At 42.8% G+C, this 26,561-nt stretch carries 21 protein-coding genes; 8 read left to right on the top strand and 13 right to left on the bottom strand.

What is annotated here, in order from left to right:
* Window positions 1-102: 102 nt before the first annotated feature.
* A complete protein-coding gene (locus HYN49_RS13300; RefSeq protein WP_108904571.1) occupies window positions 103-3,798 on the top strand; it encodes a T9SS-dependent choice-of-anchor J family protein in 3,696 nt (1,231 codons plus the stop codon).
* A 153-nt stretch (window positions 3,799-3,951) separates the two neighbouring features.
* Here the strand turns inward: HYN49_RS13300 and HYN49_RS13295 are convergent, their stop codons facing one another.
* From HYN49_RS13295 to HYN49_RS13280, 4 genes are all read right to left on the bottom strand, one after another.
* Window positions 3,952-4,518, bottom strand: a complete 567-nt coding sequence (locus HYN49_RS13295) for a YciE/YciF ferroxidase family protein (protein ID WP_108904570.1) — start codon at window positions 4,516-4,518, stop codon at window positions 3,952-3,954.
* 11 nt (window positions 4,519-4,529) lie between these two features.
* A complete protein-coding gene (locus tag HYN49_RS13290) occupies window positions 4,530-6,674 on the bottom strand; it encodes a catalase (RefSeq protein ID WP_108904569.1) in 2,145 nt (714 codons plus the stop codon).
* A gap of 95 nt (window positions 6,675-6,769) precedes the next feature.
* Window positions 6,770-9,412, bottom strand: coding sequence for a cyanophycin synthetase (gene cphA, locus HYN49_RS13285; protein ID WP_108904568.1), 2,643 nt, complete (start codon window positions 9,410-9,412; stop codon window positions 6,770-6,772).
* 268 nt (window positions 9,413-9,680) lie between these two features.
* A complete protein-coding gene (locus HYN49_RS13280; RefSeq protein ID WP_108904567.1) occupies window positions 9,681-10,799 on the bottom strand; it encodes a hypothetical protein in 1,119 nt (372 codons plus the stop codon).
* Between the two features lie 472 nt (window positions 10,800-11,271).
* Here HYN49_RS13280 and HYN49_RS13275 point away from each other — a divergent pair, with 472 nt between their 5' ends.
* Entirely contained in the window at window positions 11,272-11,955 is a 684-nt protein-coding gene (locus tag HYN49_RS13275; protein ID WP_108904566.1) for a response regulator transcription factor, read from the top strand.
* Between the two features lie 43 nt (window positions 11,956-11,998).
* On the opposite strand, the gene HYN49_RS13270 is transcribed toward HYN49_RS13275, so the two are convergent.
* The 3 genes from HYN49_RS13270 to HYN49_RS13260 all read right to left on the bottom strand — a co-directional run bounded on the left by HYN49_RS13270 (window position 11,999) and on the right by HYN49_RS13260 (window position 15,406).
* Window positions 11,999-12,652, bottom strand: coding sequence for a response regulator (locus HYN49_RS13270; RefSeq protein ID WP_108904565.1), 654 nt, complete (start codon window positions 12,650-12,652; stop codon window positions 11,999-12,001).
* Between the two features lie 5 nt (window positions 12,653-12,657).
* Window positions 12,658-14,709, bottom strand: coding sequence for a tetratricopeptide repeat-containing sensor histidine kinase (locus HYN49_RS13265; RefSeq protein ID WP_146185109.1), 2,052 nt, complete (start codon window positions 14,707-14,709; stop codon window positions 12,658-12,660).
* A gap of 106 nt (window positions 14,710-14,815) precedes the next feature.
* The gene (locus HYN49_RS13260) at window positions 14,816-15,406 is read right to left on the bottom strand and encodes a hypothetical protein (RefSeq protein WP_146185108.1); all 591 of its coding nucleotides are present in this window, start codon (window positions 15,404-15,406) and stop codon (window positions 14,816-14,818) included.
* Between the two features lie 557 nt (window positions 15,407-15,963).
* Between HYN49_RS13260 and HYN49_RS13255 the strand changes: the two genes are divergently transcribed.
* From HYN49_RS13255 to HYN49_RS13245, 3 genes are all read left to right on the top strand, one after another.
* Window positions 15,964-16,617, top strand: a complete 654-nt coding sequence (locus HYN49_RS13255; protein WP_108904562.1) for a response regulator — start codon at window positions 15,964-15,966, stop codon at window positions 16,615-16,617.
* A 283-nt stretch (window positions 16,618-16,900) separates the two neighbouring features.
* On the top strand, window positions 16,901-17,872 hold the full coding sequence (locus HYN49_RS13250) for a T9SS type A sorting domain-containing protein (RefSeq protein WP_108904561.1): 972 nt from the start codon (window positions 16,901-16,903) through the stop codon (window positions 17,870-17,872).
* 107 nt (window positions 17,873-17,979) lie between these two features.
* Window positions 17,980-19,728, top strand: a complete 1,749-nt coding sequence (locus HYN49_RS13245) for a choice-of-anchor tandem repeat GloVer-containing protein (RefSeq protein WP_108904560.1) — start codon at window positions 17,980-17,982, stop codon at window positions 19,726-19,728.
* 25 nt (window positions 19,729-19,753) lie between these two features.
* Here HYN49_RS13245 and arr read toward each other — a convergent pair whose 3' ends face one another.
* Window positions 19,754-20,188 carry an NAD(+)--rifampin ADP-ribosyltransferase gene (gene arr / locus HYN49_RS13240; RefSeq protein WP_108904559.1) on the bottom strand — a complete coding sequence of 145 codons (435 nt, stop codon included), beginning with the start codon at window positions 20,186-20,188 and terminating at the stop codon, window positions 19,754-19,756.
* Between the two features lie 525 nt (window positions 20,189-20,713).
* Between arr and HYN49_RS13235 the strand changes: the two genes are divergently transcribed.
* Together HYN49_RS13235 and HYN49_RS13230 are read left to right on the top strand one after the other, a co-directional pair.
* Complete coding sequence (locus tag HYN49_RS13235) at window positions 20,714-21,175, top strand: response regulator (RefSeq protein ID WP_108904558.1); 462 nt, start codon at window positions 20,714-20,716, stop codon at window positions 21,173-21,175.
* A 194-nt stretch (window positions 21,176-21,369) separates the two neighbouring features.
* Window positions 21,370-22,194: an ion transporter gene (locus HYN49_RS13230; protein ID WP_108904557.1), complete on the top strand. Its 825-nt coding sequence runs from the start codon at window positions 21,370-21,372 to the stop codon at window positions 22,192-22,194.
* Between the two features lie 612 nt (window positions 22,195-22,806).
* Here the strand turns inward: HYN49_RS13230 and HYN49_RS13225 are convergent.
* Together HYN49_RS13225 and HYN49_RS13220 are read right to left on the bottom strand one after the other, a co-directional pair.
* Complete coding sequence (locus tag HYN49_RS13225) at window positions 22,807-23,130, bottom strand: nuclear transport factor 2 family protein (protein ID WP_108904556.1); 324 nt, start codon at window positions 23,128-23,130, stop codon at window positions 22,807-22,809.
* Window positions 23,131-23,149: 19 nt separating this feature from the next.
* The gene (locus HYN49_RS13220; RefSeq protein ID WP_108904555.1) at window positions 23,150-23,944 is read right to left on the bottom strand and encodes an SDR family oxidoreductase; all 795 of its coding nucleotides are present in this window, start codon (window positions 23,942-23,944) and stop codon (window positions 23,150-23,152) included.
* A gap of 124 nt (window positions 23,945-24,068) precedes the next feature.
* Between HYN49_RS13220 and HYN49_RS13215 the strand changes: the two genes are divergently transcribed.
* Window positions 24,069-24,443, top strand: a complete 375-nt coding sequence (locus HYN49_RS13215) for a winged helix-turn-helix transcriptional regulator (RefSeq protein WP_108904554.1) — start codon at window positions 24,069-24,071, stop codon at window positions 24,441-24,443.
* A 60-nt stretch (window positions 24,444-24,503) separates the two neighbouring features.
* On the opposite strand, the gene HYN49_RS13210 is transcribed toward HYN49_RS13215, so the two are convergent.
* The 3 genes from HYN49_RS13210 to HYN49_RS13200 form a co-directional block, all read right to left on the bottom strand.
* The gene (locus tag HYN49_RS13210) at window positions 24,504-24,848 is read right to left on the bottom strand and encodes a hypothetical protein (protein ID WP_146185107.1); all 345 of its coding nucleotides are present in this window, start codon (window positions 24,846-24,848) and stop codon (window positions 24,504-24,506) included.
* 19 nt (window positions 24,849-24,867) lie between these two features.
* Window positions 24,868-25,332, bottom strand: a complete 465-nt coding sequence (locus HYN49_RS13205; RefSeq protein WP_108904552.1) for an STM3941 family protein — start codon at window positions 25,330-25,332, stop codon at window positions 24,868-24,870.
* A gap of 228 nt (window positions 25,333-25,560) precedes the next feature.
* The gene (locus HYN49_RS13200; RefSeq protein WP_108904551.1) at window positions 25,561-26,541 is read right to left on the bottom strand and encodes a hypothetical protein; all 981 of its coding nucleotides are present in this window, start codon (window positions 26,539-26,541) and stop codon (window positions 25,561-25,563) included.
* Window positions 26,542-26,561: the final 20 nt, after the last annotated feature.

Below are 26,561 nucleotides of genomic sequence, written 5' to 3'. Positions count from 1 at the left end.
CATTTCTCCCGGGTTTTGTTTTAAATCAAACAAAGCTTTTAAAAAATAAAATTAATCGATTTTAAATCCGTCTATTTTTGGAAAACTATTTAAAAACCTGTTATGAAAAAAATTACAATCTTATTTATGATGCTGGCTTTTTGGTCGGCAGGTATGAAGGCGCAATGCATCAATACCGTACCTTATCCTACTGAGACTATCGTTTCAGTCAATTCCGGTGATCCACAGCAAATTAATAGTTGCATATACACCGGGAATTTTTCGACAGTATCCAATTTAACCGTAGGGAATGACTATATTTTCAGCCTGTCCTCAAACGGTACATCGGTAACCAAATACATTACCGTTACGGATGTGAATAACGAAGTTTTGGCGAACGGGCCGTCCCCGTTGACCGTTTCTGGAATTCCGAATACTTCGGCGAGGGTTCATTACGCTGAAGACGAGGCCTGCGCCACGCTGGAATGGTGCCTTGAAGCTTATGTGACGGCAGTACTCACCTGTCCGTTCCCAACCAATATCCAGATAAGCGGCGTTTCGCAAACCAATGCATCGTTTAACTGGATACCGGGAGGTACGGAAACTGCATGGGAGGTGATGGTTTTGCCAAAAGGAACTCCGGCACCGGAATCATCCAATTCAGGGATTTCTGTTGTTGATAACCCTCAATATGCAGTCAGCGACCTTGAGGCAGGAAACCGTTATCAGTTTTATGTAAAGGCAGATTGCGGATCGGAATTCAGCCCGTGGCGTGGTCCGTATGATTTCAATGCTGCCTGTAGCCCTGTTGCCGAATTTAGTGAAAATTTCGATGGGATTACCGATAATGAATTGCCGGCCTGCTGGACAGCACTAAAAGTGGATGCCGCTACCGATGCTTATATAGGAATAGATGGCCTTTCAAATTCTGCGCCCAATGCCGTACAGCTTGCCAATGGGAATTCTGCATCCGCCGCCAATATCTTATTGATCTCTCCGGATCTGTCGACTGTCGGTACGGGTGACCACAGGCTGAAATTCTACACAAGAGGGTACGGTAATGTAACGATTGAGGTGGGTACTATTAATACCACAACTTCCGATGGGACTTTCAACCTTATCGAGACCATCAATGCCAATGCCAATTACACTGAGCATACCGTAAACTTTATGGATTATGCCGGGACAGATACCCATATTGCCTTCCGTCATGCCAATACAAGCACATACAATCCCGTATTTGTAGATGATATCCGATGGGAACTGGCTCCGCTGTGCCCGGATCTGGGACATATAGAAATGACAGCGATAGCACAAACCGCTGCTACCGTGGCATGGGAGCCGGGGGATAGTGAAACACAGTGGGATGTAGTATATTCTGATACTTTGAATGATCCAGCTTTATTGACTCCTGTATCGCCTGCGCCTACTTCGCCTGAAGCAACCATCACAGGATTGCAGCCAAATACCGCCTATAAAGTGTGGGTACGCTCCGTTTGCGGCGGTGCCGATGGCAATGGTGCCTGGATGAATCCCGTTACATTCACTACTGCCTGCGATGCCGTGAGTATCTTAAACGAAGGTTTTGAAAGCACTGCGTTTGGAGCACTGCCGGAATGTTGGTCGGCAATAGTGGCCGGCAACGGAATGTTCAACAGCAGGGTACAGGTTGTCACAAACAATGCATCGGGTGGCAGCAATGCGGTATCGCTGTCTGACAATGACGGGATTAGTGATTCAAAAATTATCCTTGTATCGCCGAGCCTTAATACCGTGGCGACCGGTACACATCGCGTAAAATTTTATGCGAAATCAAATGTACCTACGTCAATGATAGTTGGAACTTTGGACAGTGCGGCAACCGGTGGAAACTTTAATGATTACCAAACCATAAATCTCACACCGTCCTATGCTGAATTTGTAGTGGATTTCTCTGACTACGCAGGCACAGACAATTACATAGGCTTCAGGCATGTATCAGGGCAATACGTCAGTATTTATCTGGATGATATCCGTTGGGAACAAACCCCGTTATGTGCTGATGTATCAAGCATTACCGTGAACGCGACTGCTGATGCTGCAGCTGTAAACTGGGATGCCAATGCCGGAGAAACACAATGGGACGTGGTGTATGGCACGGCGGATGTTACTGATCCAAATGTGCTTACGCCAATCAGCCCGGCTCCTGCCGGAAATTCAGAAACAGTGCTTTCGGGCCTGATGCCAAATACACCTTACAAAGTGTGGGTACGTTCCGTTTGTGGCGGAGCGCTGGGCAATGGTGCATGGATAGGCCCTGTATCATTTAGGACAGCCTGTCTTCCGGTAGGCAATTTCAGTGAAGGATTTGAAGGTGCTCCTATCGATGGGCTTCCTGATTGCTGGTCGGCGGTGCTTGCCGGCCCTACATTAGGACAATATGCTGCTGTACGCACGGTAAACCATGACATGGCTTTTGGTAGTAATGCCATTGAGATCCATGCGAATAGTTCAGCTCCGACGGACTGGGTGATGTTGGTTTCGCCTTACCTGAATAATCTTGGTGCAGGCACGCACAGATTGAAGTTTTATGCTTTGTCTTATAACAATGATACCCCTTTTGAGATCGGTACCATGAATGGAAATAACAGCCAGGCGACTTATACAGCCTTCCAGACTTTAACGCTTGGCAACAATGGCTATAACGAATATGTTATCGATTTTACAAACTATTCAGGTAGTGATTCCTATATCGCTTTCAGGAATATTGCAGGCAATTACAATTCCACATTTATAGATAATGTACGATGGGAAGTATTGCCATCCTGTCCTGATGTTACAAGTTTAGACATCAACGGTACCAATGCAGATGGCGCAACCATCACCTGGGAGGGCAACGGAGAATCAAACTGGCAGGTAACTTACGGCGGCGTTTCAGTGAGTGACCCATCAACATTGACGCCAAGCGGATTGATAACTGAGACTTCATACCAGATTTCAGGTTTGGAAGATAATACATTTTATAATGTCTGGGTACGTTCGGTTTGCGGAGGTCCTGACGGCTTCGGGGCATGGATCGGGCCAGTGACTTTCCGCACGGATTGTTTATCTACGAGCGCACCGTATACGGAAGATTTTGAGTCCGTCAGCTTGCCAAATCTTCCGGAATGTTTTACAGCGCAAACCATCAGCGGTAATGGTTGGGATACTACCTGGGGAGATTCAGGTTATGGTTTTGACGGTTATGTGATACGATACCAGGGCAATTCAGCTTACGCAAATTCTTACTTCTTTACACAGGGAGTACAGTTGACAGAAGGAATTGAATATGAGATTTCGTATAAATATGGAAACAACAGCAGCGATAACTATGCCGAAAGCATGCAGGTATTGTACGGCACCAGTCCGGATGCAGCAAGCATGGTCAATGAACTTGCAGATCATCCCGAGATTAATTCCGGTATGGCTGCTACGAATATAGTGACATTCACGCCTCCTGCAAGCGGGGATTATTACTTTGGTTTCCGCGCTTATTCTGAACCGAACCAGTCGCAGCTTTTTGTAGATAATATTAACATCAGCCCTACATTAGCTGTTCCCGGAACAGAAAATGACGTATTGAGCTGGTATCCGAATCCCGTAAAGGATATCCTCCATCTTTCCAATTCAAATATCATAAACAATATTACTGTTGTGAATCTGCTTGGACAAAAAGTACTGGAAAGCAAGCCAAATCTTACTAACACGACTATTGATTTTTCGGGCCTTTCAAATGGCGGTTATATTATCAAGATTACTTCTGATGGAACGGTCAGGACTATAAAAATTGTGAAACAGTAATCTCTTAAACTTATGCAAAAGCCCGTAAATATTGGATTTACGGGCTTTTTCAGTTTATGGAGTTCAATTTACACTTATCGAACTTTCAGTATTAGGATTTGGATTTATTTATTAGGAATCGATAAAAGATAAAAAAAGTATGTCTCAAATGAACTATCCTGCAGCTACAATATTGACTAGTGCTAACGCCAAATCATTAAGCAGGCAGTCAGCTTCTTTTTCTTCCGCAAGTGTCTGGGCTAATAGTTTTGCTGAATCGTTCTCGCCCAAGGTTTTGGCGAAGGCGCAAAGCGTACCGTAAGTAGCGATCTCATAGTGCTCAATCTTCTGCGAAGCCGCTATAATGCCAGCATCGCGAACTGCGCCAGGTGCGGTTTCTTCCAAAATGCTGTCGCCTTCCTTAAGCAGCCCTGCCATCGCTTCACATTTCTTTCCTTCTGCTTTTTTACCAATAAGTTCAAAAACCCTTTCAAGCCTTGCCACCTGTATTTCGGTAATGGCCAGGTGTTCCATAATAGTACTCGCAAGTGCACCCGAAGTGGCATTTGCCGCCATTTTCGGTAGTGCTCCCGCAAGTGCATTTTCAGCCCAATATATATCTTTAAGGCTGTCGATAAAGAAATCCCTTAATTCAGTAGCGGCATCAGCAGCAGGCGTTACGACTATACCGGATTTTTTTGAGAGTGTTTTCGCCTCATTATTTTTTGTTGAAGTTTTCATATGTTTGTGTATTAGTTGAATAAATTTTCTTCCCTGTCCCAGAAGCGGTGTTGTGCCATCGCTGCCGTAAATTCCTGCGTAAATGCTGCCGAACCGGGTTCACTGCTGAATACAAGGCCATTATCCTCATTGGTAATTTTGGCTGCGAACGGAGCAGAACTGACAAGTGCCACCGCTTCACCATCAGCCCCGATGACCTTGCAGTGCTTATAGGCATCGTTGAGGAATTCCTGTACATCTTCATTTTCTGACAGCTCATTTAGCCCTTGCCCATCTGCAATGTAAACCGCGTCGAACAGTACGGAGGATGCTGTAAGGAAGCTGAAGTCGACAGCAATGGCACCATCAGTGTCTGTAACAATAGTGCCAAGATGAGGTGCTACCACAAGGCCTTTGGCATCCTGTTTGATCAAGGCGCTTTTCATATTCATTACGCTGGATTCAGAAACGCCGTCATTGCAGATGATGGCTACTTTCCGGGATGCGATAGTTGGTGTATTGGTCGGATTCCTGAGCATTGTCAGTGCATCTGATGCCCTAACGGATTGTTCAACGGCCTTAGGCTCCTGAGATGCTGTTGCTTCCTGTTCAGGTGAAACGCCATGATTCATGGGCATTTCCGGTTTCGGAGGAACCGACATCCCTAATCCTTCCGCAACTTTTGCTGCCAGCTGCTGGTCGACCTGGGACAGCAATCCGAGCATCCTGACACGGATGGCCATGGTTTCTACCTTACCAAGTTCAAAACGAAGTGCCTTCACGATGTGGCTTTTTTCGGTATCGGTCTGGCTGTTGAAAAATAGTTTTGCCTGACTGAAATGATCCGAGAAGCTGTCGCTGCGCTGCCTGATCTTGTGTGCGTCGATGCGTTCCTCAAAACTGGAAAAACCTCCCTGTGCGACAGCTGCCTGGTATGGGCAGCCACCACCCAGTGAATTTGGATGGTAGCTCACGCGGCCCACGTTGATTTCCTGCCGCATTTGCCCGTCACGCTGGTTATTATGAACCGGTGCCACGCTTCGGTTAATTGGGATTTCATGAAAATTTGGGCTGCCCAGCCTTGACAATTGCGTATCGGTATAGGAAAATAAGCGTCCCTGAAGCAGTGGATCGTTTGAAAAGTCGATTCCGGGAACCACATGCCCCGGATGAAAGGCAATCTGTTCTGTTTCGGCAAAGAAGTTATCGGGATTCCTGTTCAATACCATCCTTCCTACGATGGTTACGGGAACCAATTCTTCCGGAACCAGTTTAGTTGGATCCAACAGGTCAAATTCATATTTGTTCTCGTCTGCAACCGGAATCAATTGTACGCCCAATTCCCATTCAGGGAAATTGCCCATTTCAATTGCCTCCCATAAATCCTCGCGGTGGAAATCGGGATTCTTACCGGATATTTTCTGTGCCTCATCCCATAAAACGGCATGCGTACCCAACTTTGGCTTCCAGTGAAATTTCACAAAAGTCGCTTCCCCGATATCATTGATTAACCTGAAGGTATGTACCCCGAAACCTTCCATCATCCTATAGCTTCTTGGAATCGCGCGGTCCGACATCACCCACATGATCATGTGCATGGATTCAGGCATCAATGAGATAAAATCCCAAAATGTATCATGGGCAGAAGCTGCCTGGGGCATTTCGTTATGCGGTTCAGGCTTTACGGCGTGCACCAAATCCGGGAATTTCATCGCGTCCTGTATAAAGAATACCGGCACATTATTGCCAACCAAATCATAGACACCCTCCTGCGTGTAAAATTTTACTGAGAACCCGCGTACATCCCTTGCAAGGTCCGTTGAGCCGCGGGAACCGGCTACTGTAGAAAATCTGGTAAACACAGGTGTCTTAATTCCTGTTTCGCTTAAAAAGCCAGCCTTGGTGAATTGCGGTATTGGATTTGTCACTTCAAAAAAACCGTGCGCGCCGGAGCCACGGGCATGCACTATCCGCTCCGGAATGCGCTCATGATCAAAATGCGTGATTTTTTCCCTTAGGATAAAGTCTTCAAGTAGGGAAGGGCCGCGTTCGCCTGCTTTCAGCGAATTATTGTCATCATTGATACTGACGCCCTGATTGGTAGTCAGATACTTGTTGGTCCCGTCGGATTTATTTATCGTCAGGTCGCGCTGTTTTTCATCCTGCAGATTTTCCATAGTTTTGTTGGTTTATTATGAGTTTCAAAACTAAACGGAACTTCTAAGGAAAATTTATAAGATTGCTGTGTAAGATTGTAGGATTAACGTAACTACTACACGGGATAAAGTAATTGTCGATCAGCGGTTGATTTAATATATTCCTGCTCTTCAAGGATGATATCGACCACTTCTCGGTGCCCATCGCTTAAGGCAACTATCAAGTCTCCTGGTGCTGCCATTCTTATTGCAAATGCAATTGCTTCAGGTTCATTGGGTATAAGGTCATAGGTGGTTTTGGTTCCTGCAGATTGGATTCCTTTGACTACCAATGCATTGATTTCGTCAACCGTCTTTCCCCGCAGGCTGTGTTCCTGACGTACGATAATATGGTCGAACATACCTGCTGCTATTTTAGCCAGGGTAATAGTATCTTCTTCACGCCGGTCACCTATACCTGCAATGATCCCTATTTTCCGTGAAGCATCAACATGAGACAGATAATCTTTCATTGCCATTAAACCGTGCGGGTTATGTGCATAATCTACCAGTACTTTGTAAGTACCCATGTCGAACAGGTTCATCCTGCCGGGGGTGGTTTCATAATCAGGAGTGAAGCTATGCAGCGCTTCTCGTATCAATTCAATAGTCAAACCATAACAATAAGCAGCAAGTGCTGCGGCCATGACATTTGAAATCATAAAACGGCAATGTCCATTTTCAGTAAGAGGAATATTGAAAACCGAATCAAGGATAATCCTGTCACTGCCTTTGATAATGGTTATATCATTTCCTGAAAGAACTGCTACAGGCCTACCTCTTTTTATCCGGCGCTGTATCAATGGAAGGTCTTCATCAAACGCGAAGAAGGCTACATTGCAATCAATCTGGTTTGCAATCCGTACACAGTTTTCATCCTCGGCATTCAACACTGCCCATCCATCGGTCTTAACACTACGTGCAACAACAGCTTTTACATTTGCGAGGTCACGCAGGTCTTCAATATCGTTTAGCCCCAGGTGGTCCTCCTGTATATTAGTAATGATCCCGACATCACATTGTTCAAAGCAAAGCCCACCACGCAACAATCCGCCACGCGCTGTTTCAAGAACTGCAAAATCTATTGTAGGATCTGACAGTATGAGACTTCCACTGACCGGACCCGTAGTATCACCTTCCTGTATCCTGTAATCTCCGATATAAATGCCATCGGTAGTGGTATAGCCCGGACAGTATCCTGCGGTTTTTGCTATATGTGCCAATAGCCTGGTCGTGGTGGTTTTACCATTTGTTCCTGTCACTGCAAATAACGGCACCGTACTTACTGACCCGGGAGGGTAAAGCATATCTACAACAGCCTTTGCAACGTTGCGTGGTTTGCCGATGGAAGGTTCGAGATGCATCCTGAAACCCGGAGCTGCATTGACCTCAAGCACCACACCCTGGGTTTTACGCAAAGGCTCGGTGATGTTAGCGGCCATGATGTCAATTCCACAAACATCAAGTCCGACAATCTTAGCAATGCGTTCGGCTGTGAATATATTTTCTGGATGTATTTCATCGGTCACATCTTCTGCGGTGCCTCCTGTACTGATATTTGCCGTCGATTTGAGGTAAATAATTTCATTTGCAGCCGGAATGCTCTGTAGCGTGTACCCATATTTTTGAAGCTGGTTATCGGTATCATGGTCGCATGTTATCTTTGTTAGTGCCGCTTCATGTCCTTCTCCACGGTTGGGCTGGCTGTTAACCCGATCAATCAAATCGGATATATCCGACTTTCCATCGCCGATGACATGCGCCGGAACGCGTTTGGAAGCTGCAACGAATTTACCATCAATGACCAGCAGCCTGAAATCAGATCCCGAAACAAATTTCTCGACGACAACATATCGTCCAAACACTTTTGCTTCTGCAAATGCGTCAATTGCAGCGTCAGGATTATTTATACCAATAGTGGCACCTTTACCATGATTACCGTTAAGCGGTTTAATCACAATCGGGAATCCAATACTGTCAATGATATCATTTAAGCCTTCGATGGTTTGACATACGTCACCTGCAGCTACAGGGACCATCGCTTTGGCCAATAGTTTTTTAGTAGCATCTTTGTCACCCGCGATATTTACTGCGGTATTTGCGGTATTGCATGTTATTGTGGCCTGAAACTGCTTTTGATTCACGCCATAACCCAGTTGTATTTTTGAGTTTTTGCCCAACCTGGTCCAGGGTATGCCCCTTTTTTCGGCTTCCTTCACGATGGATAGCGTGCTTGGGCCAAGGCCGTAGCGGCGTTTAAGAAATTTCAATTGTGTAATATCGTCCTTCAAATCATAAGTTTCGTTATCGCAAAGGGCATTTATGATACGAAATGCAGCCTGTGCCGCATATAACCCTGCTTCTTCAACCTCATATGTAAAGACCAGGTTGTAAATACCTTTGGTACTGGTGCTTCGGGTGCGCCCATAGCCCGTTTCCATTCCCGCCATTGATTGTATTTCAAGAGCAATATGTTCCATAACGTGCCCGAGCCATGTGCCGCGCTCAACACGTTCAAAGAATCCGCCACGTTTGCCTTCGGAACATTCGTGTTCAATCATACTGGGTAATAAAGACTTCAGCCGGCTGCAAAATCCCTTAATCTTATCCGTTGGGAATTCCTCCATTTCTTCCAGGTCGAGCCGGACCTGTATCAACCTGTTCCTGTAATTGCTCCAGACATTTGGCCCCCGTAAAACCTGGGTCTTTAAAATTTTCATGCTTAACGTTGTTAGGATATTTGCTTAATGCAGTCCAAATATCAAACTAAACAGTCGCATGTTACTTACAGCATTCTTTGAAATTATTACAGGATATCCGGAGCGATGAAATAATAGAGTGTTCCAACAGCATATACTGCCACAATGAAAGTTCACTAATCCTGAATTTTGGACGCCCGGAGTTCCTGAAGTTATGTAATTTAGCGAAAGAAGCGGAATAAATTTAATTAAAAACGCCGGAGTTCCGGCGTTTCCTGTAATCAGTTTTTTACTTTAAAAATTTTAAACATTCCTTATTAATCCTCCAATCCCGGGGATATGTAAAATTGTCGCTGTTACTGCTAATCACGACTTCACCATATTGTGTTCCATCATACAACTTGTCGAAACGGTAGACATCATACCACACTTTTTCTGAAGTTTTACTTACAATTGCTGCGATAAAATTTTTATTGAGGATGGTGCCATTGTCCATGCGTTCAATTTTAATAGTGGTGTTGATGATAACTTTAATCGCATTTGGGTTTCGGCTTTTCATCAGCTTGAGTACTTCAGCTTCCAGTGCGGGATCGGATATCGCTTTGTAGGGAAAGCAATTCTCGGCTGTGGGAATGACTTCAGGTACCACCAGATCTATTTCCCCGACAGCCAGCGGCTTAAATTGTATATCAGAACCGGATTGCACGCTGACCAATCGCGGCATTACTTCGAATTTCAGCTTGTGCGTACCTGAAGTCAGAAGGTCCGTTCTTTTTGCAAGGTCCTGCATCAGGTATTCACCGAAGAACTCTTTCGATGTGCCGTCATTTAACTCAAACCTGTCTGACGGAATCTTTGTGTTTGTTTCAAAGTCAGTGCCTGGCTCGTTTCCTGTAAACATGAAAAGTTTTCCGTCAAGATACATCACAACATATACGGCAGCACCTTCACCAATCTCATTCCTTCCTTTGTTTATATCACTGACGCTCATGCCGTACTCTTCAAGCTGGAGCATGATACTGTTAGCGACTGAATGCGCTGACCAGGACCTGGCTGCCACTTTTTCGCCTAGTTTAAAAGACTTAATGTATGCAGTTTCTGGGATGGTCCTGTCAAAATCCTGGTGTGAAAAGCAAACTTCGCCGATGTGATTCCTGTACTGTGGAAAATCTAAAACTTCTTCAGTGAACAATTGTAATGTTCCATTGCGGCCACCCATGGTTACATTTGCAGATGATGCGCCATTGACGGTTTCTTTCGTGCTTTTTACAACATCTTTGTCACCCGTTGCAGCGTTTTCAACGGCTGATTCAGCTTTCTTTTTAGCTTTTTTAATTAATCCTCCTAATTGCGCCTGGGTAGTCATCGATAAAGCTATCAGCCCCACCGTAAATAAAATTTTCTTCATATTATAAATTTTGAATTGTTGAACAAACGATCAAAGTGTGCCGCGGTGCGTAATTTTCAATTTTATGCTATTACAATCACTATACAGACCGCTATATCACGACGAACCGGACAAAACTATGACTAAACCCGGGGGAAAAAAATAGTGGTTTACCATGATTTTTAACGACTCGTCTCCTTGATGGGAAAAATAGTTTTACCAGCTCAGCGGGTTCAAGGCAAGGATGCATGTTGCGTCCTGCAGCACAGAGCTTACCGTTTACATGACGATCATTGATGAAGAATATTATCAAAATTGTAACTCAATAAAACCTTATGTTTTTTGAATATGGATGACGGTGCCGCGAAGCTTCATGAAGAAACTTTAACAATATGTACACAAAGTGTGTAATGCCACGAATTGGCATACAAATAAATTTGCCTACATATTTGATGGAAGATTAATTCTAGCTGGCTGAATAGGCACTAAAAATATGATGATTAAAGTCGGGATAATTGGTGATTCGATGCTGCACAGGAAGAGCTTACTTCTTGCCATCAACCTATTTGGAAAAATGCAGGCTGTAGTCGATGCACCTCCGGATGTGCTTCTTATGAATAAGTTACGTGGGCGCCAGGTAGACGTGGTGGTTCTGGACCTTCATCATACTGAGTTATCTCCTTTGACGGTATGTGAAATGGTTAAAAGAAATTTACCATCATCCAAACTGCTCGTTATCGATCATGCCTTCACCATAGATAGTGCGGCCAACCTTTTTGCCGCGGGTGCTACCGGTATTATTACTCCGGGCATCATACTTATTGAGCTTAAAGCAGCCATATCTACACTTTTTTCCGAAAGTGCAGTGCCTGCCGAACTGGAGCATTTGTTGCTGCTTAATAAGGGGTATCATCATCCTGAACAAATTGCGGCTCAAAAGCCTGCCGGCAGGGAAACAACATTTACGAAAAGGGAGATTGAGGTAATCAGGCTAATCGGGCATGAAATGACCAGCACTGAAATTGCGAGGAAACTTAATGTCGCACACAGCACTATCGAAACGCATCGCCAAAGTATCATGGAGAAAACAGGTTCAAAAAACTTTATCGGCGTTTTGATCTATGCGCTGCGCAACAATTATATCCACATAGATGACCTGCCTTTAAAACGCTCATAGTTTCAGACTCAAAGTCGTGAATCATCCGGACATCCCGGTGCCTTTAAATTAATCCTGCTTCCCGGGCTTTGCGTACTATAGCTTCATCATCTCCTTTTTCAATTTCGAGGTAGATTTTTATCTGGGCTTTACGTTTGTCTATTGCACTGCGTGACAAATTCAGCCGCTGCATCATGGTTTTCATTTTCGCGCCTTCTCCTAACAGCGTCACAATTTCCCTGTCGTAGCTATCGAGGTAATCTTCTTTTAAAAGCAGTTCGTCCATGCAGGATCTTACCGTTTGGCTGTGATACCTGCTCCCGTTTAGTATTGCCGTGAATGCATCAAGCAATTCATCGGTACCGAAATCACTTTTGACAAGAAGTCCATCAGGGTTAATGTTCCTGACGATGTTATAGATAATGAATGACTCTGCATGTGAAGTGAGCATCACGAGCTTAGTGCCCGGATGATATAATCTTATGATGGCTGCCAAATCCTCGCCGGAATTGATGTTTTTTTCCTTATAGGCAGGCATGCTCCTGTCAAGGAATACAAATGAAAACGTATTGGGGCTGGCGTTAACAATTAAGGGATAAGCTGCCTCGCAAGTATAAACTTCTGTGGTTTCAATAGCAAGATTCTGTTCATTTAAGGACAATATCATCTTATAGGCATGGAGTTGCGAGGGATGATCGTCAATCATCAGGATTTTCATATACCTTAAATTTTAAAGTTAAGTTTGACCGTGGTGCCCGATCCCGGTTTTGAAGTAACGTCCAACTTTCCGTTTATGGCCTTTGCCCGGGATGCCATGCTTTTCAGTCCGATACCATGTTTTACAGACTTGCTGTCGAATCCTAAGCCATCATCGCTAACGCTGATTACTACTTCATTGCCATGCTTTTGCATTCCGACTTCAACTGTTTTTGCCTGCGAAGATTTGTCAATATTATTTAACGCTTCCTGTAGTATCCTGTAAATTTCCATCTTAGTATTATTGTGTATTGATTCCCAATCAATATTTCCGTCAGTCACGAACGAAATTACAACATCTGAATGGCCTTCAATGGCAGAGAACAGGTTCCTGACCACTTTTTCAAAGTTTACGGTACCTGACACAAGGTTTTTTTCAAGGTCGTATGCTATAATCCTGATTTCCTTTTCCACATCCTGTATTTCATCGATGTATGTCCTGCATTCCGGGATCGTGTTTTCGTCTGGTTTCCTGGTCAGTACGGATAGATTGAGGCGAATGGCTGACAGGCGCCCCATTACCCCGTCATGCAACTCATGGGATATGCGGCGCTTTTCCAATTGCTTGCCTTCCTCGACCTTTTGTTGCTGGTCGGCCATAAGCTTATAAATCTCGTCATTGGCCCGTTGCTGTTCCTGTATATGCAGAAGCGACCTGTTTTTTGACCGTTGTGTGATCACCAGATAGCATATTGCGGCAATGAGCAGCAGAAACACCATGAACACGACCAGCAATGATAATTTACGATTGGCCTTATCACGGTCGGCCAGGATGCGTTGTTCCTTTTGCTTAAACTGGTCTACCTGATATTCGATTCTGGCAAATTTATCGGGGTTCCTTCGCTCGAGCAGCTGCAGGCTGTCTTTAATGTGAATGAAAGTGCTGAGATAGTTGTGGGCATTTGGCCGGTCAAACCTGGCCAATAGTTTTAAAGATGCGAATATTTCCCGAAACGCCTTATTGTTCCTTGCAACGGTATACGCCTCTTTTGCAAAATGGCGCGACTTTATTACGTCCCCGCCGGCATGGTGGTACTCTGAAAGGCTTAGCATGGCGCTGCTGTATGTGGTCCATAATTTGAGGCTGTCCGCCAGATGTGCAGCTTTCTCCATAAGATCCGGCAGCCCTGCTTTATCACCTGTCCTTAACTTCGCATAAGCGTAGTTGTTCAATATCTGTGTATACGTGACCGGCATTTCCACGAAGAGCAATGAATCCTTCAGCGCCTCTGCGAAGTAAGGCTTTGCTTTTGGATTGTCTTCCGCATTCTGGTAAGCGCAGCCAATATTATTTGTAAAGAAAGCGTGGTAGTGGTACCTTGCGGTGTCCTTTAAAGTTTTACCGATGGCCTCGCAACGTTTGTAATAATCAATCGATCTATTGTAATTGGAAAGGTCGTCGTTGATGCAGCCTAACAGGTTGTAACCGGCAATCAATGTGACTTTATCCTGTGCTTCTTTTGGGTTGCCGATTAATCTAATTGCTTTGTATACGTTTTTCTGTGTACCGATGAAATCATAAGCCTTGTATTGGTTTACCGCCTTGCCCAGGATCGCAATAGCCATATTGGTGGTGTCTTTCAGACGGGTGTATGTTCGCTCCGATTTGTAGAAATAATAGTATGCGCTGTCCTGTATCCCCTTGTGGTTAAAGCTGTCGCTCATGTAATCATAGACTTTTGCCAAGGCATGGTCATCATGCGCCATGAGAGCCTTTTTCAAAATTATTCTGTTGATGCTGTCATAGTATGGCTCGGCATCCATGTTCCAGAACCTGTTCGCGATTTTGAAATAATACACGCGCGCCATGGAGTCGTTGGGCATTTTAGAAACTATCGATAATGCCCGCATATTGTTGGTAAAACGCAGTTCTTTTTTCAGATTGTCATCGTAAGCGACGGCAAGGAAGCGTTCCAGACTGTCGCGGAGAGCCGGTGAAACGGCGCCCTGCACAGATGGCTTCTTACAGCTGATTACAACAGCAAAAAGCACTAACAATACCATTTTACAATACTTCACAACGGGTAGCTTTAGCGGTTTGCAAGATAGTATTTTTGGCTAATCGAATGGTGAGCGATATCATCTTTTAAATGCAATCCCAGCAAAACACATGTGTGAAGAAAAATTATGTCCGGCGGTGCTCATCGCATCTTGTATAATCCCAGGAGTTTGCAGTAAAAAATTTGCCGGGGCGTCCGCAAATTTCACAAATGGTTTTGGACTTAGCGGTATATTTATCCAGTATGTCCTCGTGGTCCGTTGAAGCATAAAAGCGCAGTTCGCCAAACTTCTCCTTTATTGACGACACTTCGCGATTCCAACCCGCCTGATCGAGCTCTCTCATTAATTGTAATACCAGTTCATTCCAGCCTTTACCCATTTCGACTTTGATCCTGTTTAACTGTGCCAGTTTGTATAGATCATTATGGTTCATCTCACCATTGATGATAAACCGGTCTAAAGCCGTTGTATTTTTATTGATGAAGTCCTGGCCGGCGAACAGAATGTTATAATAGTTGTCGCGCTCATCCCTGATTGCCCTTTGCAAGGCTTCGCGCTGCGCTGCCTGTTCTTCAGGACCAGGCGGTGAATAAACAGGTTTTGAATTGATTTGCCGGTTAATCTTACTTTCGTTATACTGTTTCAGCAATTGTTTGACCAATAAATAAACTATCAGGATTATCGCGCCGCAATAGAGTAGTGTGTTCGGAGTCATTGTTACGGTAGGGAAGAGGTGTTTGGTGTTTGCGTGTCACCGTGAGGTGTTGGATTATAAATCGGTTGTTGTTTGCGAATATAAAAAACAAAAACGAAAACAGGAACTGTGAAACGTGCAGCAATGTGATATTATTCGTTTTTAGAAACAGCTATCTAAAGACTCATCATTATTAATCAGCTTTTTTCATATATAAACCACAGGATTTTGAAAGAAGCCTTTTTTAGATTTGAATTATTTATTCAGAGGCTTAAGCTATGTAATTGATAAACTACTTTAAAAGTGGGGATATCATACTCATTGTTTAAAAGCAATTATTTAATATTGTAAGTCGTCAAAATTTATGAGTCTGAACAATTGATAGATTCTGGTGTGGCTGAATCCGTGTTTGCATGAAGAATGAAAATGTCGGTTCAGCACTTCCTCAATCCATCATATGATAGTGTGGATCGTTATCGCGAAATTTGTATTACGATTACCCTTCAGGGCTACCGGTTTAAAAATAGTAATCAGGCTCCTGCGGTGGCCCACACAAATACCTTATCCAAAATTTACCTATGAAAATTTTAATGATCGATGACCACCCTTCACAGATCCATGCCTATAAAACTATTTTATCCTGCAGCGAGCCTAAGTTCGACTTTATGGTAACGGAGGCATACGATTGTCAATCGGCATATGAAATTATCGTGCAGTCAGAAACAGAGGATTTTGATATGATATTCCTTGACAGGAGCCTGCCTCCGTACAAGGAAAAAAATATCATGTCAGGGGAAGATCTTGCAAGATTGGTGAGAAACCATCTTCCCCACAGCAAATTGCTCATAATGACCACTCATGCAGAAGCTTTTACACTTTTCAATATGATCAAAGATTATCATCCTGAAGGCCTACTGGTAAAAAGCGACTTTACTGTTGAACAGCTTATTGACGTATTTTCGCGTATTTACGAAGGGGAGATATTTTACAGTAACACTGTGAAATCCGCAATGAAGGAAATGAATTCACGAAACGGATATCTGGACCGCTGCGACCAGCAAATCATCACGATGCTTGGGCAGGGGATTAGTATGAAATCGATTACCAAAACCCTGGGTCTGTCCAGAAGTGCTATTAGCAGGCGTAAAGCCCAGATCAGGATTTACTTTGGGATCGATAGCGGCGGTGACGAAGAAATCGTGGCGAAGGCAAGAGAGGCGGGACTTATCTAAGGTCTAATTTTGCCTGCAACGTTTTACGCTGCCACCTTTATCGAACCTGTTTTATAATCCTTCAGTTATGTAATTTTTTTCTAATGCATACCTTATTTAAAATTTCCCAAAAGTGTTTCAAATCATCCCTGCTTCAAGTAAAAATTAACAATTGGTGTGAAAATTGAAGCGTGCCGGCATTTTTTATACCGCTAATTTCGCAAGTGTCACTGCAGGACGCATTAAGGGGGAAATTAGCCGAACAGGAACCATACGATAGTAGGCAAAACAAATTCAATTTATTATGAAAAAAATAACTTTTGCGGCCTTATGTTTTTTCAGCATGATCGGCTATTCTCAATCGTGTATTAATGGGCTTTCTACTGTAAATGTAGGAACTACGGTGACATACACCACAAGCGCCGTAGCACAATGTGCAGAGTGCTACGACTGGGACATTAACGGTAATCCGCTGTCAAGCGACAATACTACAGTGGGTAATGTCAGAATCACGGGCTCCGATACAGCCAATACCGTGAGTATCCAGGTCCTGGCCGCCGGTCCATTTACGGTCAATCTTACATATTTTAATGAGAATGGATGTAATGAATGTACTTTTAGCGGCACTGGCGTCAATCCGGGTACCATGTTACCAAAGTTTACCTGTTTCGGATATGACCCGGTTGTGGGTGTTGGTCCGGATCCTTTTTCAGGGACGTTTAACCAATTTTTCATCAACGGCTCCGGATTGAACGCTCCTGGCTTAACGTACCAGTGGTTCTGGCGATATTCTAATGGTTCATTGTCTAGTGAATATGGATTTGCTCCTCAGTTCTGGGAAAAATGCGACGGGAACGCGCAAGGACCCGCTAACAGAATTGTGGCATTTGGCGTAATCATATCGAATGGCACCACATCGGCAAAGTATTATTCCTGTCCGAATTGCACTAATGCCATAAGCATTCCAGGATTTGGGCCTGCGCAGGCACGTACCTGCTTTCTACATGAAGTATGCGCGCCTCCAATTACCATGAGAAATGCAACGCAGGCTATAAAATTAGTTTCCAACCCAGTAAGGTCTACCGTAAAGTTTGAAGGTGATAACCTACAGGACTATCAGATCACTTTTTTTGATACGAATGGAAAACAAATGGAAGGCAGTAAAGAACTTTCTTCATCAGTTGCTATTGATAAGTTTCCTAAAGGGATTTATATTTACAAAATTCTGGACGCTGCCGGAACATTGATATTGGACGGGAAAATCGTTAAAGAATAAGCATGCACAGCACATTTAGCCCCTCTTAGGAGGGGTTATTTTAATTCAGGCAGATAAAATCTTTCATAAACAAACTTAGTAATGCAGAAAACTTAAAAAATTACAATATGAGAAAAATTACGCTGCTAAAATTATTTTTACTCTTCCCGTTCTTGACCTGCCATGCCCAAAAAGAATTATGGGGCGTGAATACTGGTGAGGAATATGGGCAGGGTTATTTCGGGAATATCACCAAATATGATATTAATGGTGAAAATGCTGTGATTATACATGAGTTTGACTCCATCCAAGGATACAGGCCGAAGGGAAAGTTGTTCCTGGCGAGCAATGGTAAATTGTATGGGACTACGCTCAGCGGCGGTAATTCTGTAGTGGAGGGGTCCGCTGCCACCGCAGGTGTTTTATTTGAGTATGACCCGGTACTGGATAAATACAGGGTAGTGCATGACTTTCAAATTGGGGATGTAAATTATAACCCGGCAACTCCCTACATTGGGGTCATAGAGCCAATTCAGGGCAAATTGTACGGCGCTACGCAGAACATCATGTATCAATATGATATTGCTACTGAAACGACTACTTTCTACAACAGATTGCCGTTGAACTTACTCACCATTACTTCGGAATTTATCAAAGCCAATGACGGGAATCTCTACAGTACGGCAGGTTATGGATTTTGTATCAATGGAACGACACCGCTGTGGAATGGCTGTATTATAAAATTTGACATGACCACCAATACGCTCAGTGTGGTGCATGAGCAGGACTGCAATGCATCCCTTGAAGGAAATTATCCATCAGGCCTGGTAGAATCCAGTCCCGGTATCCTTAATGGTTTAACGCTTTATGGCGGGATCCACACCTATCAATTTGGTGAGCCTTATAATGCAGCGGGTGTGTTATTTGAATATAACATCAGCACCAATACTTACACGAAGAAAGTTGATTTTGACGGATTAACCATTGGCGGAACGCCAACTTCCCTGATCAATGGAGGTAATGGAATGCTTTATGGCGTGTGCCAGGAAGGTGGCAGAGCTCCCGGCAATCCCAATACTAACCCTACCTATTTTCGAGGTACACTATATGAATATGCAACAACTACCGGTACGATTCAGGTTAAGCAATATTTCAGTGCTGGCAGTGGCAATATTGTCAGATATCCCAGTTCTTTATTAAAGACGAGTAATGGACAATTTATGGGCACGATGCCAAACGCCGCTTTATTCCGCTGGAATGATGATACGAACAGTATTTCGATTCCAATTCTTACAGGAGACCTGACCAATGCAATCAATAATTCGAACCTTATCGAAATCTGCCGTAAACCCTCTTACCAGGAAATTTCGGTGAATACATTTGACGCCTGTGCGGGAGAAAACTTTACGTATAATATCCAGAACACCAATGCCACGAGCTATCAGTGGATGAAAGACGGTGCTGCTGTTGCAGGGCAAAATTCGGGCATCCTAAGCCTCAATAATGTAACTGTGGGAGATGCAGGTAACTATACCTGTTTCATGAGCAATGAATGCGGCGCAACACTAACAATGCCAATTGCCCTATCGGTAAATTGCCTGGGTGTAAACCAGCAGACTACCTTAAAGCATAATATTACAATGTATCCTAATCCTGCGGAAAGCGACCTGATGATTGGGCTTCCAAAGAATATAGATGTCACCATAAATAAAATGAAGATTATTAATCTGCTTGGGCAAACCGTGTTGATGGATAATCAAAAAAAGATTTCATCATCAAATCTATCCATTGATGTCAGTTCATTAATCAAGGGAACTTATATCATAATGATCCAAAGTAATTTTGGGGATTGGAACGGGAGATTTGTAAAGGATTGATGATATTCTGTCTTCAACTCAATGCTTAGTCCAGGATGATATTTTTACCCAGTTGCCTCAATTTCTCGAGTCCGTCCCTGATGGCCTTTATCTCTCCGGAGCTGCGGCCTTGCCAAAGAATCACTTCCCCGATTACTTTAAATGGATGTTCAGAACGGTAAGACATTGTGGGATTGCCGGGAAATTTTTTATCTGTTACGTTTGGGTCGTCTTCTATTTCGCCGGTGGGTTCAACTACATATATCCGTGGGGGAGCATCGCCTGTAGCCAACTCGGCACCTAATGACGCGGTGTTTAATGTGGATGTTACGTATACGTGCCTTAATTTCCTGTTTTCATAATTTGAGGTAAAGCCAGTTCCTATAAAATCGCCAATTTTCAGGTTCGCTTTTGTTCCATGAAAGTATGTCTGTGTAAATGGTGCTCCCAGATGCGGATTTTTTTCATCTGCATTTTTCATTTTAATCCCGATTTTGTTTTGTTGCTTTTATTGATCGCCATAGTACTATCAGCAGGAACGAAATTATGGAAAAAGGTGGTTTATTTTACAAAGTATGCAGCAATTAGCTTCGCTCCGTCCGTTGTGGCTTGTGTGGTTGAACAGAGCTTGCGGCCGCCGAAACAAGTCGCTATGAGTTGTAAAGTCTTTCGAACATGAATTATTCTTTTTTGTAAATAGTCGTAAAATTTGCAGTAGTTTTCGATTTGTTGTTTGAATAGTTTTGTGAAGATGTTCATTTCGAGGGATTTTTAAGGACATTTGCCAGGACCATTGAGACATGGTGGTGATGCTTTGTTACGCACCGCGGACAAGGGATGCAATTCCGCACCATCGGTTTTTTTATATCTGCTGGGCACGAATTATAAATCCGCGCCATATTATTTTTCATTAGAAAGTTTAGTATAACCAGTGTCGTTTAAAATCGTATTTTAGTCCGGTTTATCAACTTTGATATCCAGCTTAACCGAAGTAAAATAAAATAATTTGAAAACAACAAAGCTTATCCTATACGTGGACGATGACCCGGATGACAGAAGTATTTTTGAGGAAATTGTTACCTCGTTAGGAGGGAAGACCATAACCTTCGATAAGGCGAGTGCGTTACTAGAAGCACTACATTCTTTGGATCACACTTCAGTTATTGTATTTACGGATATTAATATGCCTGAAATGAACGGTGCGGAATTGCTTCAGGAAATCAGGCGCGATTTTAAATTCAAAAATTTACCGGTTGTAATGATATCTACTTCCAATAGCGACATTATCGTAAATACATGCTTTAAACTGAAGGCTGACCTATATTTACAGAAAGTTCCTAACTACGGAGATATGCGGGAAATTATAAATCATGTCATTCATATTGACTGGTTAAACTTTTTAGGCACACGAGAGAATTTTTTCATAGACAGTCACGGAAAATCCAGATCGCACCGGCCTACATCGTAAATCCCATTGCATAGAGATTAAAACAGTTACATTGTTTATTTCCCTATGGAGCCTCATTGCCCAATTTAAATCCTTATTGATTATTACAGCGTTCGTGGAAAAGCCATCATGGGTAGGTTTAATATTAGGCACGGATTATAAATACGCGCTATCTTGGTTTTTTTCGTAAATTTAATGACCAAACACCCTAGGCCTTGGAAGAAAATATTACAAATAACGCCCGTAAGCGGTTCCACGAAATCATTTATGAAGCCGATACTTTTGCCGGCAAGCTCTTTGACCTGATCCTGATTTTCCTGATCCTGATAAGCATCGCTGCGGTAATGCTCGAAAGCGTGGTATCCATACAGGCGCGTTATGGTACTGCACTTGAAATCACCGAATGGGTAATTACCATATTCTTCACTTTGGAATACCTGGGCAGGATTATTGCAGTAAAAAGGCCTTTGAAATACATCCTAAGCGTACAGGGCATCCTGGACTTGCTTGCCACACTTCCTGCGTACATCGACCTGATATTTCCCGGCCTGCATTTCCTTGTTTCAATACGCGCGGTAAGGCTGCTTCGTATTTTCCGGATACTAAAGTTGGGACAGTTTGTGGGCGCTTCAAACCAGTTGACAGATGCATTGAAGAAATCGAGGATGAAGATCATCGTCTTCCTTTTCAGTGTGGTTGTATTGTGCATTATCCTTGGTACGGTAATGTACATTATTGAAGGGGCTGAAAGTGGCTTTACAAGCATTCCGGTAGCGGTATATTGGACCATTGTGACGCTTACTACCGTTGGCTTTGGCGACATCACGCCACAAACTCCTTTTGGACAGTTTGTTTCAATGGTCATTATGATCCTTGGATACGGCATTATTGCTGTACCTACAGGGCTGGTAACAGCCGAATTCATGTCAAAGAAAGGGGAAGCTGACACTAACACACAAGTGTGCCCCAATTGCAGCGCGGATCATCATAGGGATGATGCACTGTTTTGTTATCATTGTGGGCATGGGCTGGAGCGCTAGCCGATTTATGATTTACCTATTCAGGATAGGCGATACATATAAAACGAGCCATGTGATATTTCCGTGATACATTCTCATTTTTAAATTATGTAATGCAAAAAAAACGGCACTTTCGTGCCACTAAACAAAGCAAAACAAATTCTATAAAATGTGTGCCGGAAATACCCTGGCCAATTAATTTGTGACGGACACATCAATAATGATTTGTTCATTGCCGGTTTTTGCGCTTAACTATTAGCTGTAATACACCCTGACAAGTGTGGAAATGTAATGCACGCCATTGAACGCAGCGGGCAGAACCTTAGTAAGTATAATTGTTTTCATCGTCAAACTTTTTTACAAATTTCGGATTGTCACAATACTTTACTTTATAGCATAACGGGGATGTTTTATGTAATTTGAAGTATACTGTTTTACTGCCAATTTATTACCAATGGTTTTTAAAATTATATAATCAAATTGCAGGATTGTGTAAGCTACATTTTTCGCAGCGCATTATTTTTACTTGATCACTATTAATTTATAATGCTGAGATTATTCTTTCCATATCCTTTAATTAATAATTCATATTTAAAGAAAGAGCGCCTGATTTTCAGGCGCTCTTTTTAGATTTTAGTCTGTCACACTTAAAGATTTGATTTTCCCGTCTACGATCTCAAAATGGAATTTTAGGACCAGGGGGCTTCCCGGAAATGTACCGGAAACCTCGGCGGATAGAATAGCTAAACTACCATTCCCGGTATATTCGAGGGGTTTCATCACTGATTTGTATCTTTCGTTTGCCTCAGCGATCCATCTTTCGATTTCGCGGCGTCCGCTATGTGTTTTGCCTTCATCGGACACGACTGCGGTTTCAGAGAAACAATTGGCATAAGCGACACTGTCGAAGCTGTTCTGTGCGTTGACCAGGTCGGCTATTACTTGCGGTAAATCCATAATATTATTTTAAAGGTTATTAGATTGTTGGTACGGTGCCGCCATCGATTACATACTCGGTCCCGGAGAGGTAATTGGCTCTTGGCGAGACGAGGAATCCCACTAATTCCGCTACTTCTTCAGGTTGGGCAGGCCTGCCGTACGGTATTCCGCCCAAGGCATCCATGACCCCTTTTTTTGCTTCCTCGATGGTACTGTTGGCATTTCGTGCAATCTCTGCCAGCCATTCTGTTGATGCGGTGGTATTGATCCATCCCGGGGACACCGTCAGGACGCGGACTCCTTTAGGAGTCACTTCATTCGATAAGCTTTTGCTGTAATTTCTCAGTGCTGCTTTGGCGGCGGCATAAGGCAGCGTAGAATCGTACAGCGGGAGCTTGCCCTGAATGGACGCGATGTGGATGATGACTCCGTCTTTACGGTCTATCATCTGCGGTAAAAATCCTCGATCAAGCCGAACCGGAGCGAGCAGGTTGGCCTGTAGGGTGGATTCCCAATCATCATCAGATAATGCTTTACAGCCGCCAGCTGGCGTTGTTGACGAACCCAGGTTGTTTACCAGGATGTCAAGCCTGCCGTAAGTGGATAACACTTCACTGATTACATTTTGCGTGCCTTCGGGCTTACTGAGATCGGCGGGAATAAAATGCATGTTGCTGTTTTCATGCCCGGGTGCGTTGCGTGCGGTAATTACCACTGTTGCGCCTGCCTGAAGCAGCCTTTCTGCAATTGCCCTTCCGGCTCCTTTTGTACCTCCTGTTACCAGGGCGATTTTGCCCGATAACTCATTGTTGAAATTAAATGTTTGTTCCATTGTGTATTATTTTTGTACAAAGTTGTGAAGTATATAAATTCCTGGCAATAAGGGAATATCGAATTGCATAGGGAGAAATTTTTCCCCTATTGCGCGAATTGCAACATTGATTTAACTTTGTAGTATGTATGAAAGAAAAATCCCCTTAAACCTGAATTGCGGCCTTGACCTGGTTGGTGAAGTGCTTTATGGCAAATGGAAAATCCGCCTGTTATGGTTTATCGAGCAGGGGCATAAACGCCCGAGCGAATTGCAGCGTAAGATCCCGGATGCATCAAGAAGGGTATTGACCATTCAATTGAAGGAGCTGGAAGACCACGAACTGATTAGCAAGGTTATTTATGCGGTTGTGCCACCTAAAGTAGAATATAGCCTAACGGATTTTGGGAAGACACTTATCCCTGTTATTGCAGCTATTGGCAATTGGGGCGATTCGTATGAGCAACGTTTACGGGAGGTTATTTTAAAGAGGCAGGGTGGGGAGGCAGTTCCTGACTGACGCGCTCGTCTGACCATTATTTGGGGTTATTGAAACGCCGTTTGCTGTAGTTTGAATTTTTTAAATGACACTTTTTTTTGCCCTTAAAGCAAATTTATAAATCGCAAACATTTGGAAGAGTCCAGCAATGATGTAGGGAATGGGTAAACCCGTCTTTCCTGCCTCCCAATACTCGAAGGCGATAACAAATGACAAAATACCTTCCAGTGCGTAAAATGTAATGTCGACCAAAGGAAATTTTTTGGAAATCTTTTTATGCAGCACTGCAACACTCATGAATACGATTCCTGCAAAAAGAAATATCAGGTATGAATTATGGTTCATTTCAAACCGCTCTACACTGTGTAACAATATCATACCACCTGAAATGAAATGAGGCAGTTTTTTTAATTTTTCTTTTTTCATATTTTCGGAGAGAATGCTGTTATGCACCGTATTTATTTTTCCACGTATTCATAATGTCTAATAATTCATCGGCCTTAAGTCCATAAGTTGTCGGAAGCGCGGCATGACTCCCAGATAATCTTTTCGCTACGGATTTACCTGTATTGTACTCATTATGTTGATCAACATAATCAAACATAACAGTCTTATTTCGGAGTATATTACCAACCTCGAATGTCTTTACATCTTTCCATTTTATCAAATTTTTACGGAACAAACTTGTCATTTCAAAACCCTCGCCTGACAAAGTTAATTCTGTTGAACCTGGAACCATTTGTATAATAAATACTAAGGAACATAGCCCAAAAAATACAATTCCAAACCATCCTAAACCTGACTTTTCATTTATCATGAAAAAACCGCCTATACTAAAAGCCAGGCTTGCAATTAGCAATAGAATCGTTTTTCCAAGTTTTGGTCGTAATGTCAGACGTTCGTTTTTCATAATATGGTACATAAAGTCCGGCAGTTTGCTGCACCAGGCTCACACGTTGTGGCATTTGCAACTGCCCCGGAATTTCGGGACCTGGCTGGACACCCGAAGCCGAAGGCCGAACGGAGCGCAGCTAAAACGAAGTTATAAAAAAATGAGGTTTATTTTACACCGAAAGCAGCAATTCCTTCGGCGCTCCTATGCGTGAAACCGCTGGTGCAGGAAGTGCATTTTAATTCTTTATTTTTGTAGCACTTCCAATCCAATTTCATTTTGGTATTTAATTGGCAGCAAAGCTTTTAATTCTTTGAACTGAATTTTAAATCTGTAACTGTCTTTGGCTCCCATTGACGTTATCTTCCGGCCATCTTTATCGACCGTGCTAAAAACCTTGTAAACAATAAATTCGTTTTCCCCGAATTTCTTTAATACAAAATCTAAATTCATGGCAATTTTAAAACTACTATCGATTACAGTATATATAATCTTGTCTGTAGTTTTTTCTTCCAGAAATTCAACATGTTTTTCTTTAGTTTTTGGACCATCTGGCGACACCGAAATTTTATTGGAAGGGTCTAGTAAGTAATTAAGCTCATATTCTTCAGTTATTTTCTTCTCAAATTTTTTAATCAAAGTAAAATCTAAATCAAATTGATACGTTGCATCACCGCCATAAAACATAATATAATCAGTAGTTGAGCCATCATCATTATGTTTTTTTTCCGTTGAATAAAATTTCGCGTCTATAGTATGTTTTAAAACGGATGTTTTTTTGGTGAGTTTATAAATATCCAGAGTATTATTATTTTGAGCATAGAAAAAGCTCCGTTCTATATATTGAATTTGTGAATATGCTTTTGGGAAATGAATTGCTGGCTTGAAAACTGAATCTAATAAAACACTTTTATTATTTTCAATAATATGTATATACGTTCTTTGGTCTATGTATGCGGTTAAAAGATCGGAGTTAAGATAAATTGACTTTTTCCAATTTCCATTTTTCTTGTCGAATATCCTTAACGAGTCATTTTGTCTGATTGTTATGAAGTCACTATTAATATTGATTTTTTTATAAGAGTCGAAAGTTGGTGCTATATATTCAGACAATGTGCTAATTTCAACGATACCCAATTTTTCATTGATAACGAATGATTCAAATTTATTTTGAGATTGTGCGAAGTTAATAGTCAGATAAAAAATAACCAATAGTATCTTTCTCATTGATTCTGAATTTATGTGTG

This window comes from Flavobacterium pallidum (genome assembly GCF_003097535.1).
GTDB lineage: Bacteria > Bacteroidota > Bacteroidia > Flavobacteriales > Flavobacteriaceae > Flavobacterium > Flavobacterium pallidum.
Note: the sequence above shows the minus strand (reverse complement) of the source record. Positions and strands in the feature narration are given on the sequence as shown.